Origin of the sequence: Pseudomonas sp. GL-R-19 (genome assembly GCF_019956375.1) — a bacterium.
Lineage (GTDB): Bacteria > Pseudomonadota > Gammaproteobacteria > Pseudomonadales > Pseudomonadaceae > Aquipseudomonas.
In genome coordinates this window covers 54,037-71,777 of sequence record NZ_JAHBDJ010000001.1, presented here as the reverse complement: position 1 = coordinate 71,777, position 17,741 = coordinate 54,037, and the positions used below count along the sequence as shown (strand labels likewise).

Below are 17,741 nucleotides of genomic sequence, written 5' to 3'. Positions count from 1 at the left end.
GGGGCCATCGGTGCATTACCGCTCAATCAACGTAGCCCGACAATACCCATCCAGTACTGAAGTTGATTTCCTTGCGTCTCGACATCAACGCTTCGAACGTACTTGAGATGCCCGTCATCACCTATCCGGAATATCGACAGTGTCGCGGGCGTTACAGTCAGCCCTTTTTCATCATAGTATGCGGCCAAGGCCTTGATACTCGCCGTGACGAGCAAGCGGCCACTGGGATCACAGGCAAATGTTCGGACGTGAAAGGAGCGAGTGTCCACATGCTGAACGAGTGTGGGCTCGCCTGTTTCAGGGTTTATAGCGTAGACGGCTATGTTGTTTTCACCTCCGGAGAACACTTGGTGCCCCTGGTGGGGGTGCGTCGCATCTGCGCGATTTACCAAGTAAACAAACTTCCCGTTTGGATGGACATGGATCGCACCGGCGAGTTGTCGCGGGTGCACGTGCTCAGGGGTTCGCAGCGTTCCCCGCGTGAAGGCTGGCTCGGCCTCGATCCGGTCACCGTCATGTCGGAACATGTAGAGGTGGTTGGTTCGCTCGTCGGCTGCGTAAAGCCACGGATGCGTCGGATGAAAGTCGACATGCCGCGGGCCGAAGTCATGGCCATGATTCGGCGCAACCACATCGTTCATTTGGAGATGCTCTTCAGTTAGCCGAAATGAACGGAGTGCCCCGGGATCTTCCAGTTTGTCTGTCGTTGCGTTGTTGCCGCGGTCAACTACCAGGACGTGTTTGGCGGATGGATAAAACATGACCTGGTGCGGATAGACTCCAAAGTCGGTGTTTGGATCCTGGGCCAGGCAGTTGCCAATGGTGTAGTCCGCGTTGATGCGGTGCACGGTCAATGCGCCGCGCTTGAAATTATGGGCATTGACGATAAACCGTCCCAGGGGGTCGATACACAAATGTACCGCTCGGTAGGGAAGTCGCGCAGGTAAGCCGTGAGTATTGAGTTGCCCATCAGGTCCCAACGAGTAAGCGCTGACGTGATTGTGATGGGACTCCACCCTCGGGCCACCGTCGCTTGTTGAGACATACAGGAAGCCGCCGGATGGATGAGACCATGCGTATTGCACCTTTGAGGCCACAGTGATGCTTTCCATCCTGCGAAGCGTTGCGCTGTCTACGTCAATCATATAGCGCGTGATGACATCATCTACGGCGCTATAAAGTACGGCGCGGCTGCTCATTCAAGCCTCCGGATGGTCAATTGTGAACATGGGAACGGACATGCCGCTTTCTGATTCTTTAAACACGACCCTGACCCGCTGCCCTATGCGAACACTGTCCAGATCAACATCGACAATATTCGTAAGCATCATCAGTCCCTCGTCGAGGCGCACATAGGCGATGCAGTACGGTGCTGCTGCGCCACGTCGTGTGATGCTGAAGGTGTAGATCGCCCCGGTCCCGCTTGCGGTGATCCATTCGACATCGGTGCTCCAGCAAAACGGGCACAACGCACGTGGATAATGATGCGGTTGATGGCAGGCATTGCAGCTCTTCAAGAGCAGGCGCCCCTCGGCCGCAGCGTCGAAATAGGGTTCATCACCGGGGTTCAGGATGGGGTCGCTGATGGGGCGTTCTGTGTAGGGGGTCGACATGTTTTTACTCCCTTTCCATGATGACGGTGGCTGCACCGTGCCGATGACCTATCGCGCCGCCGATGCCGGTGGCGAGGGCCAGCGAACAATTGGGCACTTGCACCTTTGGATGAGCCTCGCCTCGAAGCTGTCGTACGGCTTCGATTATTTTTGTGATCCCGCCGCGATTGGCGGGATGGTTATTGCATAGGCCGCCGCCATCGGTGTTGAACGGCAACTTGCCGATGCCCGAAATAAGGTTGCCGTCCGACACGAATTTTCCGCCTTCGCCTTTTTTGCAGAATCCCAGGTCTTCAAGTTGCAGAATGACGGTGATGGTGAAGCTGTCGTAGATGGAGGCGTACTGGATGTCGGCCGGCGTCACACCCGCCTCTTCGAAAGCTCGAGGGCCGGTCCACGCGGCGCCGGTATAGCTCAAGTCGAGGCGTCCGCCCATCTGGTGTTTAGTGGATTCACCGCAGCCAAGTATCCGGACGAGTGGTCTGTTGAGGGCCTTGGCAATCTCCGGGCGGGCAACGATAACTGCGCCGCCGCCGTCGCTCACTACGCAGGAGTCGAGACGCCGCAGGGGGTCAGAAATCATCGGCGATGCCAATACATCTTCGACCGAGACCACTTTGCGCAGCATCGCCAGAGGGTTGTGTTGCGCATGATGAGAGGCGGCGACCTTGACCCACGCCAGTTGCTCGCTGGTTGTGCCGTACTCATGCATGTGGTGCATCGCACACATGGCATAGAGGTTCAACGTGACTGGGTTATAGGGCATCTCGAATGGCGCGTCCGGTAGATTGACTCCTCGTACGCGCGCCTGTATCCCTGAGATACCTTCAGAGTTGGGGCGACCGGCCAGTGTAATCAGCGCCACGTTGCATCTGCCCGCTGCTATTGATTCTGCAGCGTGGGCGATATGGGCGAGATAAGAGCATCCTCCCATATCGGTCGAATCGACATGCCTCAGCTTGTCCAGATTCAGGTAGTTGGCCATCGACCATACATTCCCACCGGGAGCATCGCCCGCGCAGAAATATCCGTCGATGTCATCTTTGCTTAATCCCGCGTCTTCAATTGCCCCTTTCGCCGCCTCCGCATGTAGCTGCGCCACCGAATGGTGGGGGGCCTTGCGTAGGGGATGCTCATACGCTCCGACGATGTATGCCCTGCCTTTTATTGTCATCTCTAGGGTTTCCTCAGTGCATGAAAATGAAGCTCGAATGTGCTTTCCGGCACCTTCGTTCAGGGGGATCGGTCCAGCGTCAAAGACAAAAGTAGCATGTCGCAGAGTTCCGATCAGTGAAATCTGTGCTGATTATCAAAACTCATGCTACCATCGATTCAACGTTGTTTGGAGCGCTGGATGGCGCTGCACTCAAATTACCGGGCCAAACCAGGATGCTCATTGGATGCGAGCGGTCGCGGGGTAGGGGCTGGCCTTATTTTTTTTGAGACAGGAAGATGAGATGAGCGAAAGCCTGATGGTCAGTTACGAAGTCGAAGGCGTTGTGGCCGTAATCACAGTCAACAATCCGCCCGTCAACGCCCTGACTCCCGAGATGAGAGGGAGCATCATTGACGCCGTTGCCCATGCGAACGCCGACCCGGCTGTCGCGGTGATCGTGTTGATGGGGGCCGGTCAGAATTTCATTGCGGGTGCTGATATTCGACAGTTCGGCAAGGCGAGAACAATCACTACCAGCATGAGTGCCGCGGCACTCGACGCCAGCGCCAAGCCGACTGTCGCGGCTATTCATGGATATGCGCTGGGAGGCGGTCTCGAGCACGCCCTCGCTTGCCATTACCGGATTGCATTGCCCGCAGCCAAGCTCGGATTGCCCGAGGTCGCTCTCGGATTGATACCGGGAGGCGGCGGTACGCAGCGTTTACCGAGGCTGGTCGGGGCGGCCGTAGCCACCGATTTGCTCGTCTCCAGCCGCCATGTCCATGCCCCCGAAGCATTGCAGGTCGGGCTTATCTCCCAGATTGTTCCAGGAACACAAAGCCAAGAGCTTCGTGACGCCGCCGTAAGCTATGCAAAAGCCGTGGCGCACGTTCAACCGCAGCGCGTACGCGATCTGGTGCTCGAACCGATGGATGCGACAACCATGGATGTGCTGCAAGCGGCACGCCGTGCAGCAGCCAAAAAGTCTCCTCACAACAAGGCGCCACAGTACGCGATCGACTGTATCGAAGCAGCCTTCAGCCTGCAGTTTGATGAGGCTCTTGAGGTTGAGAGACGCTTGTTTTCTGAGCTGGAGGGTTCTGATGTTGCCAAGGCACTTCGCTACGCATTTTTTGCCGAGCGCGAAGCTGCCAAGGTTCCGGATGCGCCCCCGGGTTTCAAGCCTGCTGGTGTGACGTCCGCTGCGGTGATCGGCGCGGGAACAATGGGCGCGGGTATTGCCATTTGCTTCGCTGATGCAGGCATTGTGGTGAAACTCCTGGAAGCGAGTGCCGAAGCACTGGACAGGGGCCTGCAGCGCATACGTGACATCTACGCCGTAAAGGTCAAGCGCGGACGCATGACCGTGGAAGAGATGGATGCGTGCCTTCAGTTTGTCCAGCCTGTCTCCCACTACGAAGAGATCGGCGACTGCGATGTCGTGGTCGAAGCGGTGTTTGAACGGATAGATCTGAAGAAGGACGTATTCACCAGACTCGATGCCGTGATGAAGCCTGGCGCGCTGTTGCTGACGAACTCGTCCGCGATTGACATCAACGTCATGGCCAATATGACAAGCCGACCGCAGTACGTCGCCGGCGCTCATTTCTTCGCTCCCGCGAACGCGATGAAACTGTGCGAAATCGTGAAGGGCGATCAGACCTCGATCGAGACAGTTGTGCGGGCCATGAAGATGGGCCGTGATCTTAAAAAAGTCTGTGCGGTCTCCGGGACGTGTGATGGCTTCGCGGCAAATCGCAGCCGCGCGCCGCTGGTCACGGAAATGATGCTACTGCTTGAGGAGGGAGCACGCCCTGAGCAGATCGACAGGGTCATGGTTGAATTTGGCTATCCGATGGGACCGTTCGCAGTGAGCGATCTTTCCGGTCTCGATGTCAGCTACGACACGCGCAAGCGCCGCGCGGCGGCTGACCCTCAATACAGGAAGCTCCATGTCCCGGATCGGATGGTCGAACTGGGCCGCAAGGGCCAGAAAAATGGTACCGGTTGGTATCGCTATGAAGAAGGTGACCGCACACCTCGTCACGATGAAGAAGTGATGCGGATCATCGCGACCGTCGCCCATGAGCTTGGCACGCCTCAGCGTACCTTTACCGACAGTGAAATCCTCAAGCGTCTGTTGTTCGCCTCGATCAACGAGGCCTGCAAGATCCTGGATGAAGGCAAGGCATATCGAGCCAGCGACATTGATGTCATGTGGTTGTACGGCTTTGGATTTCCTCGCCATCGAGGTGGGCTGCTGTACTGGGCTGACACGATCGGGGCCAAGCAAATCCATCTGCAAGTGCAGCAATGGCATGAGCAATACGGCAAGCGTTGGGCACCTAGTCCGCTGCTGTCGAAAGCGGCCAATGAAGGGCTGTCCCTGAGAGAGCTGAAATCAGTCATATGAAAAGCACGGCAACGATGGCCGTGTGCGGCCGGTAACGGCTGTTCTGGCAGATAGGCATTTTAATGAAAGCAACGCCCTGGTTGCTGTCCCCCAAGGGTTACGAAACGCTTCCCATGGTCGGCAAAGGGGCCAACAAGTAGAAACGAAACGGAAGAAAAATCATGAGCAGTGACACGTCCACACAAGCCTTGTCCGAGGGCGAATTCAAAATTTGGCAATGCATTTTATGCGGTTTCATGTATGACGAAGCCGAAGGTATTCCAGAGGAGGGCATACCTGCTGGAACTCGGTGGGAAGATGTTCCCCAGGATTGGATTTGCCCTGAGTGTTCGGCGACGAAGCTGGACTTCGAGATGGTCGAGATTTGATTAATAGCCTTTCCGGCACAGTGTTTTTTCGGTGATTGAGGGCGATATCAACCGAGCCCCTTGGCGCCAAATGTAGAGGGAATTCAGATGTCCATTGAAACCAATAATAATGTCATCGCCGACGCTGACCATCCGCGCGTCGGCCTATTCATCGACGGTGAATGGATTTTCGACCGCCCCTCTTGCTTTGAAGTGTTGGACCCCAGCACCGAAGCATCGCTCACCAGCGTTCCCGGGGCCACGACCGCTGACCTGAAGCGCGTGTTGGCCGCCGCTGAGCGGGGGTTCAAGATCTGGCGGGACACACCACCGGCTGAGCGCAATATTATCATCAGTCGTGCCATCGCAGGCGTGCATGCACGTTCCGAAGAAATCGCGCAGATCATCACCCGAGAGAACGGTAAATTAATTGCAGATGCGCGTGCCGAGGTGGAGCGTTCGGCGAGCTTTTTCGATTGGGACATGGCGCAGGCCCTGCGAGCCTACGGAACCATCGTTCCGGGCGAAGCCCAAATGCAGAAATCGATTCTTCGCCAGCCAATTGGTCCAGTCGCTGCGTTCACGCCATGGAATGTGCCGCTGAGCGCGCCGTCGCGAAAAATCAGCGGTGCACTGTGCGCCGGGTGCTCCATAATTTTGAAAGCGCCTGAGGAAACCCCTGGCGCGGCAGTAGCCATGGTTCAGTGCTTCGAGCAAGCCGGTTTGCCCAAGGGCGTATTGAATCTGGTGTTTGGCAACCCGGCGCTAGTGTCCTCGACCCTGATCGAGTCGCCAGTGACCCGCATGGTGACCCTGACGGGGTCGGTAGCAGTCGGCAAGCACTTGAGCCAACTGGCGGGTGCAGCCATGAAGCCGGTGCTTATGGAGCTCGGCGGCCATGCACCGGTCATCGTTTGCGAAGGGGTCAATGCGGCGGAAATCGGCAAGATGGCACTCAAAAGCAAAATTCGGATCAACGCTCAGTGGTGCGCTGCGCCAGGTCGTTTCCTGGTACACGAGAGTATTTACGACGAGTTCGTGGCGGCGTTTGTGGCAACCGCCGATCAGGTACGTGTGGCCGACGGCATGGATACGAAGGCAGACATGGGGCCGGTCACCAGTGCCCGGCGCCTCGTAGCGATGCAGCATTTTGTCGATGACGCATTGGTGCGTGGCGGCAAGGTTGCCGTGGGTGGGCATCGCGTAGGTGAGCGTGGCTATTATTTTGCGCCCACCCTGCTGGTCGATACCCCACTGGATTGCGCCATCATGACCGATGAGCCTTTTGGTCCGGTCGCTGTCGCGGTTCGTTTCTCAACCCTTGATGAGGCCATTGAGATTTCCAACAGTCTATCTGTGGGCTTGGCTGCTTTTGCGTTCACCAATTCACTGGAAGAGGCCGAACGATTGAGCCGTGAGCTGGACGTGGGGGTCCTGTCGATCAACCATTTCGGTGCGCCGGATCCTGACACACCGTTTGGCGGTGTGAAGGACAGTGGTATTGGTAGAGAGGGGGGGCCGTGGAGCCTGGACTCATACATGGTCAGCAAGACTGTGCTACAGAAAACTGCTCGCGTCTGACTAAGTGCCCCCAGATCCCGTGACGGGAGATTGGGGGCTTTGGCTTTATTTTCGATGATCAAGTCCAATCCGGTAACCACTTGGATTCATCGGAGCATTCACTGATATGGACATTTCCTGACGCACCTCCTGCTAACGTCGGAGTTTTTTTGATGCGCAAGGCATCAGTGCGCTTCGCAAGAGCACATCCGACTAAGGAATCTGCCCATGAGTGCCAATAATGGTCGCCTGCCTTTGATCGGGCTACTTGCCCTGTCCACTACAGCGTTCTCACCATTCTGACCGAGACGATGCCGGCAGCGGTTCTGCCTGCGATGGCGGAGAGTCTTGAACAACCCCCCGCTGGCATAGGTTTATTGGTTTCCATCTATGTATTGGCATCAGCTGCAGCCGCAATCCCCATTGTGGCACTCACTCGAGGTCTGCCTCGAAAATCGTTGTACATCACGCTCGTGCTGAGTTTTGCAGTGGCTAACGGAATTACCGCCATCTCGATGTCTTATGAGGTGACGGTCGCTTCACGGGTGGTAGCAGGTCTCGCCGCGGGGTTTGTCTGGCCAGTCATCTGTGGTTATGCCATCCGGTTGGTCGGTCGCAAAGACATGGGACGAGCCGTCGCGATTACCCCCGCTGGAAGCACCGTGGCCATGGTCGCCGGGTTGCCCCTGGGTAGCATGCTGGGCTCATTGCTGGGATGGCGTTTCAGCTATGGACTGCTCTCGCTCCTTGCGATGCTTGTCATCATTTGGGTCATGCTGGTCGTGCCGTCCATGCCAGGTGAGCAGCGCAAGGAAGGCACTTCGATTCGTGATGTCGTTCGCACCCCGGGGCTGAGAATGATCTTGCTGTCGGCTTTTTGCGCAATCCTGGCTCATTACATGTTGTACACCTACATGGCGCCGCTTGCGGAAAAAACAAAGCTGTCAGGCGGGACCGCTCAGGGCCTGTTTCTGTTTGGTACGGGCGCCATCCTGGGCGTACTGATCGCCGGACGTTTCGTCGATACAAGGCTGCGGCTCATAGCGACCGCCGCGTTGACCTGTACGGCGGCGACGATGGTTGTGCTGATCGCTGCTCCGTATCAGATGATCGCTTCGGCTGCGATCTTCGTGTGGGGAGCTTCGTTCGGCGGCATGCCAACCGTTTTCCAATCAGCGACGGGGCGGGTGGCAGAAGGTAATGCGGAGCTGGCAACGGCGATATTGACGACCTTCTACAACTTGGGGATTTTTGGCGGAGGCGCTTTGGGGGGGCTGTTGCTGAGCTATCGAGGGACAGCAAGCCTCGCGGGCTTTGCGCTAATCATCGTTAGCGTTTCCCTAGTGGTCGTTATGGAAGGGAGACGTCACGCCTTTCCGCGGCCGTAAATTATTGCGGGATATATCTCACTGAAAGAGCACGCAGCGCAGATGCAATCCTCACGACCGCGCTTCATTGCTGCCGAATGGTCAGTCGGCATTCACCGAATCGCGACCTGGCGATGTTCAAGGGATGCAATTCTGTTTGTCGCGATACCTCTTAACTCGTTGTTTTTAACGGGCGACTTCTTGATTCTGTGACATCTGTCTTTGCAGGACGTGCAGCTCATAGCGACGCCACAGTTGCTCAACGGGACTCGCGGCAGCGCATGATGGGCGAACACTGCTGAGAAATGCTCATTAGCGTATCAACAAGGTGCCGTATAGCCAGCGGCCAATGGCGGGGCTAGGTTTGTCTCGCTGGTGCAGAAGAAATGCTTTCGTTGGGTGCCGGATTTGATCGCGCACGCCACAGGCATTACATGCAGTTGTCATTTAACTTTTTTACCCAAGCAAAGCAGGGCCGGATATGAATATCACCGCAGTGAATACCTTGGAAATTCGGGTGATCGAAGAGGTTGACCAACACTTTGAACAGAGTTTGAAGGCGTACGCGGAGACTTTTGAAAAAAATACACGGGTGCCTGGGCTATAGCGTGATTCGCAGCTCCCGCGATCCTGGCTTGTGGGTCTTCAGTGGCTACTGGAGCGCGGCATCGATGATGACCGCGCACTTTGAAAGTGAGTCGATGACGGCGTTGGTCAATCATTTGGTGGCGTCATGTTCCAACTTGACGTTTGCGAGTTTCACGCCGCAAATCGGAAGGGGGCTGCAGGATGAAGCTTGATGAAGCGCTATTTACAGCGATCGATCTCAATGCCTTGTTCATTCTCTTGGTGGTCTATCGCGAGCGAGGCGTGACGCGGGCGGCCGAACGACTAAACGTAAAGCAGCCGGCGGTTAGCAATACGCTGGCGAAGCTGCGCGTGCACTTTAAAGACCCCTTGTTCATCCGACGTTCGAGGGAGCTGGTGCCCACGGCCAAGGCCAACGAAATCGTGCGGGGGTTGGCGCCGGCATTGATGAGGATCCAGGACGTTATACGCCCCTTGGAAGGATGATCGGCAGTGCTGAGCGCGACCTTGATGGCCTGAAGTTCGTTGGCTGGCCCCGGTTACTGGTGAGCAATACGGGCACTCGCGATGAAGCCGTCCAGGCATCTGCTGATCAACGCGGTCTAGTCCGAAACCGGTATGGAACAATCGACGATTAGGTTTGCATTATTCTGTTACATTGATGGTTGGGCGCAGTGGGTCGATGGAGCTTTTTCGTCATTGATTAAAGGGGCGATGCAATGAGCCTCCCGTACTCCTTGGGTAATCCCTGAGCTGTAGCTAATAAAATCGTCAACGCACCAATCCCTGGTCTCAGGTAATCCAACATCTATTAATTACTTTTATGCATGGCGCCATTCAGTTGGATGTGGTGTTTTCCGGGCTGCGCCTCGAATACATTGACGTCGACGAATTGATCCTTTGTGGGCTTGGACGTAATGCCATGAGGGGTAGTGTCCGGCGTCAAAGCCCAATGCTTCGTTCAGCGCAGCTGGCCAACTGGATTTGATTCTACTGGCGTTCATCGAGCCTGGGCCAGGCCGCAGTCGTTCTGAATGTCCACACATCGGTTCTTAATTAGGAACAACACTATGAAGAAATTATTTTTTACGCTGGCCCTGCTGGCTAGTTCGTTTACCGCGATGGCAGCCGATATGTCCAATGGCGCGAACAACTTTTTCAAGAGTGATAAGGTGACTGAGCAGAAGGTATCCTTCAATAATCAGTACCGAATGAAAGTCGTTGGGAACCTGTATGTCCCGAAGAATTTGAATAAGGCCAACAAAAGCCCTGCGATTATCATTGGCCACCCGATGGGTGCGGTCAAAGAGCAAAGCTCAAATCTTTACGCTCAGAAACTCGCTGAACAAGGCTTTGTGACCCTTGCGATAGACCAATCGTTCTGGGGCGAAAGCGAGGGGCAACCCCGTAACGCCGTGGCGCCGGATATTTACTCCGAAGCGTTCAGCGCAGCGGTAGACTACCTGGGAACCCAGTCGTATATCGATCGCAACCGCATCGGTGTTCTCGGCATCTGTGGCAGCGGCAGCTTTGTCATCAGTGCGGCAAAAATCGACCCTCGGATGAAGGCGATTGCCACGGTCAGTATGTATGACATGGGCGCAGCCAACCGCGACGCGCTCAAGCACTCGCAAACACTTGAACAGCGCAAGCAGATCATCGCAGAGGCGGCTGAGCAGCGTTATGTAGAATTCACGGGTGGCGAAACCAAGTACACCGGCGGCACCGTGCATAAACTGGACGCGAACACCCATCCCATCCAGCGCGAATTCTTCGATTTCTATCGCACGCCTCGCGGTGAGTTCACCCCGGTCGGGTCTTCGCCTGACGTGACGACGCATCCAACGCTGACCAGCAACGTGAAGTTCATGAACTTCTATCCGTTCAACGATATTGCGTCGATTTCGCCTCGTCCTATGCTGTTCATCGCTGGCTCTGAAGCACACTCGCTGGAATTCAGCCAAGAAGCCTTCAAGCTGGCTGGTGAGCCTAAGGAATTGTTCATCGTACCAGGTGCGGGCCACGTGGACTTGTATGATCGGGTGAATCTCATTCCGTTCGACAAGCTGACTTCTTTCTTCCGAACCAACCTGAAGTGACCCATCTTTGAAGCCGCAACTGCCCGGTTTGCACAGGATGTTGTGGCTTCAAGTCTGAACGTAGGTCGTAGTGCGCATCGCTCGACTTGCCCTTGGTGGGACGTTCATCCCTTGAGTCTTCATGGCTCTTTTAGGCCCTGCACGCTGTGCAGGGTCTTTTTTTTCGTCATGACTAGTGTCGCAAGGCGGCGATCAATAACGCCATAGCCCCGGAGGGTTGCCGACGGCTTGGGTAATAAAGATGAAGCCCTGTCCACAGCGGGCACCAGTCTTTCAGTACCGGAATCAGGTGGCCGGCCTTGACGTAGGGCTCGGCGATGTCTTCAGGTACATAGGCGATACCCAAGCCCGCAATGGCTGCATCAAGGCAATCATAAATACTGTTGTAAATCAGCTGACCGTCAACCCGTATGTTCAACTGCCGGCCATCTTCCTCGAACTCCCAAGGCCACAATCCACCGTGGGTGGGAAGACGCAGATTGATGCAATTGTGCTGCATCAGGTCTTCGGGCGTCCCTGGTTCAGGGCGACTGGCGAAGTGGCGCCTGGTCGCTACTGCGGTAAATCGCATGTCAGGACCGATGCGTACGGCGATCATGTCCTGGGCCACCGCTTCACCCAATCGAACGCCGGCATCGAAACGATCCGCAGCGATGTCGATGAGTCCATTGTCCGCGAACAGCTCGACTTTTATCCCAGGGTATTTCGGCAGGAATTTCTTTAGCTTTGGGGAGATGATCGATCGGATGGCGTGATCCGATGCGGTGATGCGTACGGTCCCGGTGGGGCTTTCGCCCAGCTCTGACAGCGCCAGTAATTCAGCGTCGATCTCTTCGAAGCGGGGGCCGACAGTTGCCAGTAACCGTTCACCGGCTTCCGTTGGCGAGACTGAGCGGGAATTGCGCGCAAGCAAACGCGTGCCCAGATTTCGCTCCAGTGAGCTGACGGCATGGCTGACCGCGGATTGAGACAGGCCGAGATGCGCTGCTGCTCGAGTAAAACTCTTTTCGCGGGCGACGGCGATAAAGGCCATCAATCCACCAAAGGATTGCTTAAGGATGTCATCTTGCATGGCTTGAATGATCTTCGTGAGTGCGCATGAACAATAACATTCCGGTACGCGGTACGCAGAGTTTACGGGGAAGTTTGCAGCGATGGTGAGTGACAGGGAAACATCGCCGAGTAGGGAGGCCTCGCAGTGGAGGACTGCCGGCGGCCATGGGAGATTTGCTCTGTGGCTTAAGCCTATGACGTTATCTGACGGTGCTCGGACAAGCGAATGATCAGTCGCGCTACAAAAGCCCCTGTCAGGATGACCGCGAACAACCGCAGGGTCTGCATTGCCAGCACCAATCCCACATCGGAATGCGTGTCCACCGCGATGATCGCCATCGTGTCGAGTCCGCCCGGGCTGGTGGCCAGGTAAAACGAGAGGAAATCCCTGTCCGATATTGAAGCCAATAGCCAGGCAGATAATGCGCAAAGCGCGATCAAAAGCGTCGCCCCCATTATCATCGCCGGCAGGCGCCGCCAGACGTACCCCAGCGTTGGGCGGTCAAAGCGCAAACCGACGTAGCAACCCAGTGCGCCGTAAGCGGTAGCGAGGAGCCAGTCGGGCAGCGCGATGTGCAACAGGCCGCTGATTTGCAAGGCGCCACCCAGCAGCAACGGCATCAGCAGCGCCCCGGCGGGCACTCGATTGCCCAAGGCAACACCGACAAGCAGCGTGGCGAGGGTCAGCCCTAGATTCAGTAACCCGAAGCTTTGCGGCTCGACGTTTGTAAGCTCCGTTTCGCCCCCGGTCGGAGCTCCGACCCAATGGCTCACCAGCGCGCCGATCATCACCACGCACACGACTCGTACGTACTGCATAGTGGCAACCACTCGCGAATCGGCGCCGTACTCATCCGCCATCGAGACCATTGCCGAGGCAGCGCCTGGAGCCGTTCCCCATGCGGCTGTGCTGGCCGGAATACCGGCCCATACCAACACGAGCCCGACCAGAGCACTGAGGCAAACCGTTGCTGCGGTTGCCAGCAGCATCATCGGCCAGGACTGGGCCATCGAGAGAAGCACTGCCAGCGTCATTGAATGGGCCGCCAGAATGCCTACACAACCCTGGCCCAGCTTGAAGGCGTAGGGATGGAGCTGGATGCTCGCACCGAACGTGCCAAATACGATGGCGACCAACATCGGCCCCAGGAACTGGCCGGCTGGCACCCCTAGGAACTTCAGCAACTGACCGGCTGCTCCGGCCACTAGCGCAAGCGCCAACCATTTGAATGGCGCGGGGTAGGCATGTAGAGAAAATCTGGCAGAAGAAGACAAGAGTCGTGCTCCAATCGCTGGTCGCCTTGAGGGCGTGGCATCGCTATCGATATGCTGATAATTATTGATAGCACCTTTGATAAAGTCTATTTTCTAATATCGATTGATTGATAACTTTGGTTGATAGATATGGACCTGCGTGACCTTGCCTATTTTGAAGTCATCGCCGAGCTGGGCCATCTGGGCCGGGCCGCACAAAAGCTCAACCGCAGTCAGCCGGCGCTGACTAAAAGCATCCAACGGCTTGAGGAGTCGCTAGGTGCCCGGCTGTTCGAACGCGACGGGCGTCGGATCAAGCTGACGGCAGTGGGGGAGTTGCTGAAGGTGCGTGGCAAACAGCTGCAGCAGAGCGTTGCCGAAACCCAGCGAGAGATACGTGATGTTGCCAACGGGGTGATGGGCAACATTCGCCTGGGCTGCGCTGCTTCCATGGCTGATCACCTGCTCCCGCACCTGACCGCGACTCTGCTTTCGCGTGCGCCGCAGATCACCTTGAACCTGGTGATTGGGCAGGACGATTTACTGCGCGAATCGCTTTTTTCCGGGCGGCTGGACATGGTGATCTGCCCGCAGTACGAAGCAGATCCTTTGTTGGAATTTCATGCGTTGTTTGACGATGAGGCGGTAGTGGTCGCCAGCCGTCACCATCCGCTGTTCAGCTTAGGTTATGAGTTGCGCGACTTGTGCCAGTACCGGTGGGTGCTGCCGGCCACCGCCGTGCCGGCCCGGCGCTGGATAGACAATGCGTTTCAGTCCAGAGACCTGCCTTTGCCTCAAGTACAGATCGAAACGACTTCGATCTCCTTACTGCCACGCCTGATTGGTGAAACCAACCTGCTCAGCTTTCTGGCCCGGGAGACCCTCGAAGACGTAAAGGGCGTGACGCACCTTCGGGAGATCAAGCTCAAGGAAACGACAATGAAACGCACGATAGTCGTCTTCGTGCGCACCGGCGCCTATTTGTCGCCGGCAGCGCAAGTACTGCTGAATGTGCTTAAAGACGATGCACCGCTGTTATTGGGGTAGCGGATGCATAAGCATCCGCTAGGCTCGCAAAGGTCTATCAGACGGGTGTGGGCTGGGTAAGCCGCCCACCATTGCCAACGACCAGCGCTGCCAGGATGAGCAATGCGCTGCCGCCAATCAGCGGGGCTGTCACCGATACATGGTCCAGCAAGCTGCCACCGAAAGCGCCTCCGACCATGATCGCCATCTGGATAGCTGCAACCATTAGCCCACCGCCGGTTTCGGGCTCATCGCTAACCTCTTTGGCCAGCCAGGTCGACCAGCATACTGGGATGGCCGAGTACAACATCCCCCAGCCAAACATCATGATGGCTGCGGCTGCGAAAACGTGGCCCAGTTCGGCCAGAGCCACTGTCATGGCAGCCAACGCCACCGGAAGCCAGCGCAACAATTGGAAGAGGAATTGTTTTTCCAGCAGTCGGCTGACGATGTACGTACCACCGAAACCGGCTATGCCCAGGCTCAACAACAAAACCGACAATTGAGTGGAGTCGACGCCAGTAACCTGTTCGAGAAATGGCCGCAAATAAGTGAAAGCGGTGAACGTACCTCCAAATGTCAGCATGGCGGCCAGCAGACCGAACATGACGTTCCGACGTTTCAGCACCCCGAACAGCCTGGAAAGGGGAATGGTTTTTTCTGGCTGCATTGCGGGCAAGCTTTTGTATTGCCAGATCACGTTAATGATGACAATCGGTACAAGCGCCGCGAACACAAAGCGCCACCCCAGATGGCCTCCCACATAAGCCCCAATCGGCGCGGCAAACGCAGCGGCCACTGAGTGGCCCATATAGATCATGCCCAAGGCTTTGGGCACAGCCTCCTCCGGGACTATCCGAAGAACTGTGGCGGTGGACAATGCCCAGAAACCACCGATTGCGACGCCTAAAAAAGCTCGGGCAATCATTAACCAGGTAAATCCCGGAGCCAAAGCGATGACCACCAGCGAAATGAGCATCAGCAGGGTCATCGAGACCAGGACATGACGTCGATCGAAGCGTCCGGCGATAGAGGCAATGCAAAGGCTTGCCATCACCGCAAAGAAGCCGGAAATGGAAATGGCCTGGCCTGCCATGCCTTGTGAGGTGTGAAGGTCATTGGCGATGGGCGTCAGAAGGCTCACCGGCATGAATTCTGCGGCGATCAGCAGAGCGACGCAGAGTGTCAAAGACCCCACGGCGCTCCAGATCCGGCTGTCAATCCGGACTGAAGTGAGAGTTGAGGTAGTCATCGTTATTCCTATGAAATAGCCAACACACGACGCCCTCGACAACTAGGACATCGTGCGAATGGACGAATAATGAAAGGAAAAAAGAACCTGGGATCGACCCCAGGGGGCGATGGGACACTGCCTCATCGCGACTTGCTTGAGACGAAATGATAGGGGGCTAAGGATGATCTGTAATGATCTGAAATCCGAAAGCGCCTATGAATGATGGCGAATAATTCAGATGCGAAAAAAGAAGAGGCTCAGAGCGTCGGTGACTATCCGGGGTACCGTAATTCATCGATTAGAACCTGCATCGCCCGAGACTTCTCGCGCTCGCTGGAGTAGTAAAGGTGCAGCCCCGGAAATGTTCTCCACCAGGCTTCCATGACAGGAACCAGAGTGCCGTCAACCAGATGGGGGTGGGCGATGTCCTCGGGAACATAGGCCAGTCCGAAACCCGATACAGCGGCATCCAAAATCTGATTGATGCCGTTGAATACGAGTCTGCCTTTGACTCTCGTATTGATTTCCTGGCCGTCCTTTTCCAGCTCCCACGCGTACAGGCCGCCACGTGTTGGCAGGCGCATGTTTATACATTCATGTTCCATGAGGTCCTGAGGTCTGGTCGGCATGGCACGAGACTCCATGTAGGACGGAGCGCCCACCATTACAAAGCGCATGTCGGGAGCGATACGAACGGCTTCGGTCCCGTTTGCCAACCCGTCCCCGAGCCGGATGCCAAAGTCGAAATGGTCGGCCACAATGTCCGTCAAGCCATAGTCGATAACCACTTCTACACTGATTTGTGGGTATTTCGGCAGGGCTTGCGCCAATTTCGGCCAAAGCACCGTTTCGATGACATGGTCGGTTGCCGTGATACGAATGTTACCGGCGGGGGTGTCGCCAAGTTCAGCCACGGCGATCAGTTCGGTCTCGATTTCCCTCAACCGAGGTTCAACGGTATTGAGCAGACGTTCACCGGCCTCGGTGACGGATACGCTGCGGGTCGTTCGCGTGAGAAGACGTACGCCGACCCGAGCTTCCAATCTCTGGATGCTATGACTGAGCATCGATTGAGAGATTCCCAACTGGGAGGCCGCTCGCGTGAAACTTTGCTCTCGTGCAACTGCAATGAGCGCGAGCAGGTCGCTGTAGTGTTCCTTTGCCATTCATCATTCTCTGCGTGGGGGCGAATACTGTATCAGCTCAAGCGCCCGCTCCAAGGATCTATGTTCATGAGCCGGCCATGACAATCGTGGAGGGGATTAATCAATTTTGATCATACCTCTATTCGCCGTCGAGCCTTTCACCCGAACGCCATCCGTGTTTTTAATCGAAAAAATAACAAGAGGCCTTTCATGAAAATCGGAATTCTTGGCTCCGGCCGAATGGGCAGTCATCTGGGCACCATGTTCGCCCGGGTTGGCCATGAGGTCTCCTTCAGTTACTCGCGTAATCAGCAGAAACTTGCCGATCTGGCTGCGTCGGCAGGCAAGAATGCACAGGCCAGCACGCCTGCAGAGGCGGTATTCAACGCTGACTTGGTCCTCTTGGCCGTGCATTGGTTTCAAGTGCCTGACGTCCTCAGCCAGGTGGATGACTTGAGCGGCAAAATCGTCATGACCTGCTGCAATCCTTTAAACGCAGAGGACACCGAGCTTGTCATCGGCCACACGATTTCCGGAGCGGAAACGCTCGCACAAATGCTTCCTGGGGCGCATGTCGTTGCGGCCTTCCAGTCGACGCCCAGCGAGGTTCTGTTCGATGTATTCGCGGCCAGAGGCGAGGCGCTACGTCCCAGTTTGATCTTCTGTGGCGAGGACGGAGCCAGCAAAGCCACAGTTTCGGATCTTATCAGGCAGGTGGGGTTTGATCCGGTGGACGCTGGTGCTCTGAAGGTTGCCCGTTATATAGAGCCTTTCGCGATGCTCTCCGCAGTGTTGGCTTACGAAACGGACCAGGGGCCCGAATGGGCTTATCGCTTCGAGCGTTTTGACAGGTTGTTCAAAGGCACTTCCCGCGTCGGGAAATAGC

Annotated in this window: 16 protein-coding genes; 9 read left to right on the top strand and 7 right to left on the bottom strand. The window is 56.3% G+C overall.

Annotation, left to right across the window (positions count from 1 at the left end):
* Window positions 1-26 precede the first annotated feature (26 nt).
* The 3 genes from KGA83_RS00280 to KGA83_RS00270 are packed head-to-tail and all read right to left on the bottom strand — an operon-like array spanning window position 27 to window position 2,787.
* On the bottom strand, window positions 27-1,199 hold the full coding sequence (locus tag KGA83_RS00280; RefSeq protein WP_223527511.1) for a lactonase family protein: 1,173 nt from the start codon (window positions 1,197-1,199) through the stop codon (window positions 27-29).
* Window positions 1,200-1,613: a Zn-ribbon domain-containing OB-fold protein gene (locus KGA83_RS00275; RefSeq protein ID WP_223527510.1), complete on the bottom strand. Its 414-nt coding sequence runs from the start codon at window positions 1,611-1,613 to the stop codon at window positions 1,200-1,202.
* 4 nt (window positions 1,614-1,617) lie between these two features.
* Window positions 1,618-2,787, bottom strand: coding sequence for a thiolase domain-containing protein (locus KGA83_RS00270; protein ID WP_223527509.1), 1,170 nt, complete (start codon window positions 2,785-2,787; stop codon window positions 1,618-1,620).
* Between the two features lie 283 nt (window positions 2,788-3,070).
* On the opposite strand from KGA83_RS00270, the gene KGA83_RS00265 reads away from it, so the two are divergent.
* From KGA83_RS00265 to KGA83_RS00235, 7 genes are all read left to right on the top strand, one after another.
* Complete coding sequence (locus tag KGA83_RS00265) at window positions 3,071-5,182, top strand: 3-hydroxyacyl-CoA dehydrogenase NAD-binding domain-containing protein (protein WP_223527508.1); 2,112 nt, start codon at window positions 3,071-3,073, stop codon at window positions 5,180-5,182.
* A 188-nt stretch (window positions 5,183-5,370) separates the two neighbouring features.
* Window positions 5,371-5,550 (top strand): rubredoxin, encoded by a 180-nt coding sequence (locus tag KGA83_RS00260; protein ID WP_343226763.1) that lies wholly within the window; start codon window positions 5,371-5,373, stop codon window positions 5,548-5,550.
* Window positions 5,551-5,637: 87 nt separating this feature from the next.
* Window positions 5,638-7,110, top strand: coding sequence for an NAD-dependent succinate-semialdehyde dehydrogenase (locus tag KGA83_RS00255; RefSeq protein WP_223527507.1), 1,473 nt, complete (start codon window positions 5,638-5,640; stop codon window positions 7,108-7,110).
* Window positions 7,111-7,385: 275 nt separating this feature from the next.
* A complete protein-coding gene (locus KGA83_RS00250) occupies window positions 7,386-8,477 on the top strand; it encodes an MFS transporter (RefSeq protein ID WP_223527657.1) in 1,092 nt (363 codons plus the stop codon).
* Window positions 8,478-9,031: 554 nt separating this feature from the next.
* On the top strand, window positions 9,032-9,256 hold the full coding sequence (locus tag KGA83_RS30010; protein WP_223527506.1) for an antibiotic biosynthesis monooxygenase: 225 nt from the start codon (window positions 9,032-9,034) through the stop codon (window positions 9,254-9,256).
* On the top strand, window positions 9,246-9,530 hold the full coding sequence (locus KGA83_RS00240; protein ID WP_223527504.1) for a LysR family transcriptional regulator: 285 nt from the start codon (window positions 9,246-9,248) through the stop codon (window positions 9,528-9,530). Before KGA83_RS30010 ends, KGA83_RS00240 begins: the two co-directional genes overlap by 11 nt.
* 584 nt (window positions 9,531-10,114) lie before the next feature.
* Window positions 10,115-11,143: an alpha/beta hydrolase gene (locus tag KGA83_RS00235; protein ID WP_223527502.1), complete on the top strand. Its 1,029-nt coding sequence runs from the start codon at window positions 10,115-10,117 to the stop codon at window positions 11,141-11,143.
* Between the two features lie 172 nt (window positions 11,144-11,315).
* Here the strand turns inward: KGA83_RS00235 and KGA83_RS00230 are convergent, their stop codons facing one another.
* Complete coding sequence (locus KGA83_RS00230; protein WP_223527500.1) at window positions 11,316-12,215, bottom strand: LysR family transcriptional regulator; 900 nt, start codon at window positions 12,213-12,215, stop codon at window positions 11,316-11,318.
* Window positions 12,216-12,388: 173 nt separating this feature from the next.
* Window positions 12,389-13,471, bottom strand: coding sequence for an AbrB family transcriptional regulator (locus tag KGA83_RS00225; protein WP_223527498.1), 1,083 nt, complete (start codon window positions 13,469-13,471; stop codon window positions 12,389-12,391).
* A 129-nt stretch (window positions 13,472-13,600) separates the two neighbouring features.
* On the opposite strand from KGA83_RS00225, the gene KGA83_RS00220 reads away from it, so the two are divergent.
* On the top strand, window positions 13,601-14,497 hold the full coding sequence (locus KGA83_RS00220) for a LysR family transcriptional regulator (protein WP_223527495.1): 897 nt from the start codon (window positions 13,601-13,603) through the stop codon (window positions 14,495-14,497).
* 37 nt (window positions 14,498-14,534) lie between these two features.
* Here the strand turns inward: KGA83_RS00220 and KGA83_RS00215 are convergent, their stop codons facing one another.
* Together KGA83_RS00215 and KGA83_RS00210 are read right to left on the bottom strand one after the other, a co-directional pair.
* Entirely contained in the window at window positions 14,535-15,728 is a 1,194-nt protein-coding gene (locus KGA83_RS00215; RefSeq protein WP_223527494.1) for an MFS transporter, read from the bottom strand.
* Between the two features lie 254 nt (window positions 15,729-15,982).
* Entirely contained in the window at window positions 15,983-16,876 is an 894-nt protein-coding gene (locus tag KGA83_RS00210) for a LysR family transcriptional regulator (RefSeq protein ID WP_223527492.1), read from the bottom strand.
* Between the two features lie 189 nt (window positions 16,877-17,065).
* On the opposite strand from KGA83_RS00210, the gene KGA83_RS00205 reads away from it, so the two are divergent.
* The gene (locus KGA83_RS00205) at window positions 17,066-17,740 is read left to right on the top strand and encodes an NADPH-dependent F420 reductase (RefSeq protein WP_411741889.1); all 675 of its coding nucleotides are present in this window, start codon (window positions 17,066-17,068) and stop codon (window positions 17,738-17,740) included.
* Window position 17,741: the final 1 nt, after the last annotated feature.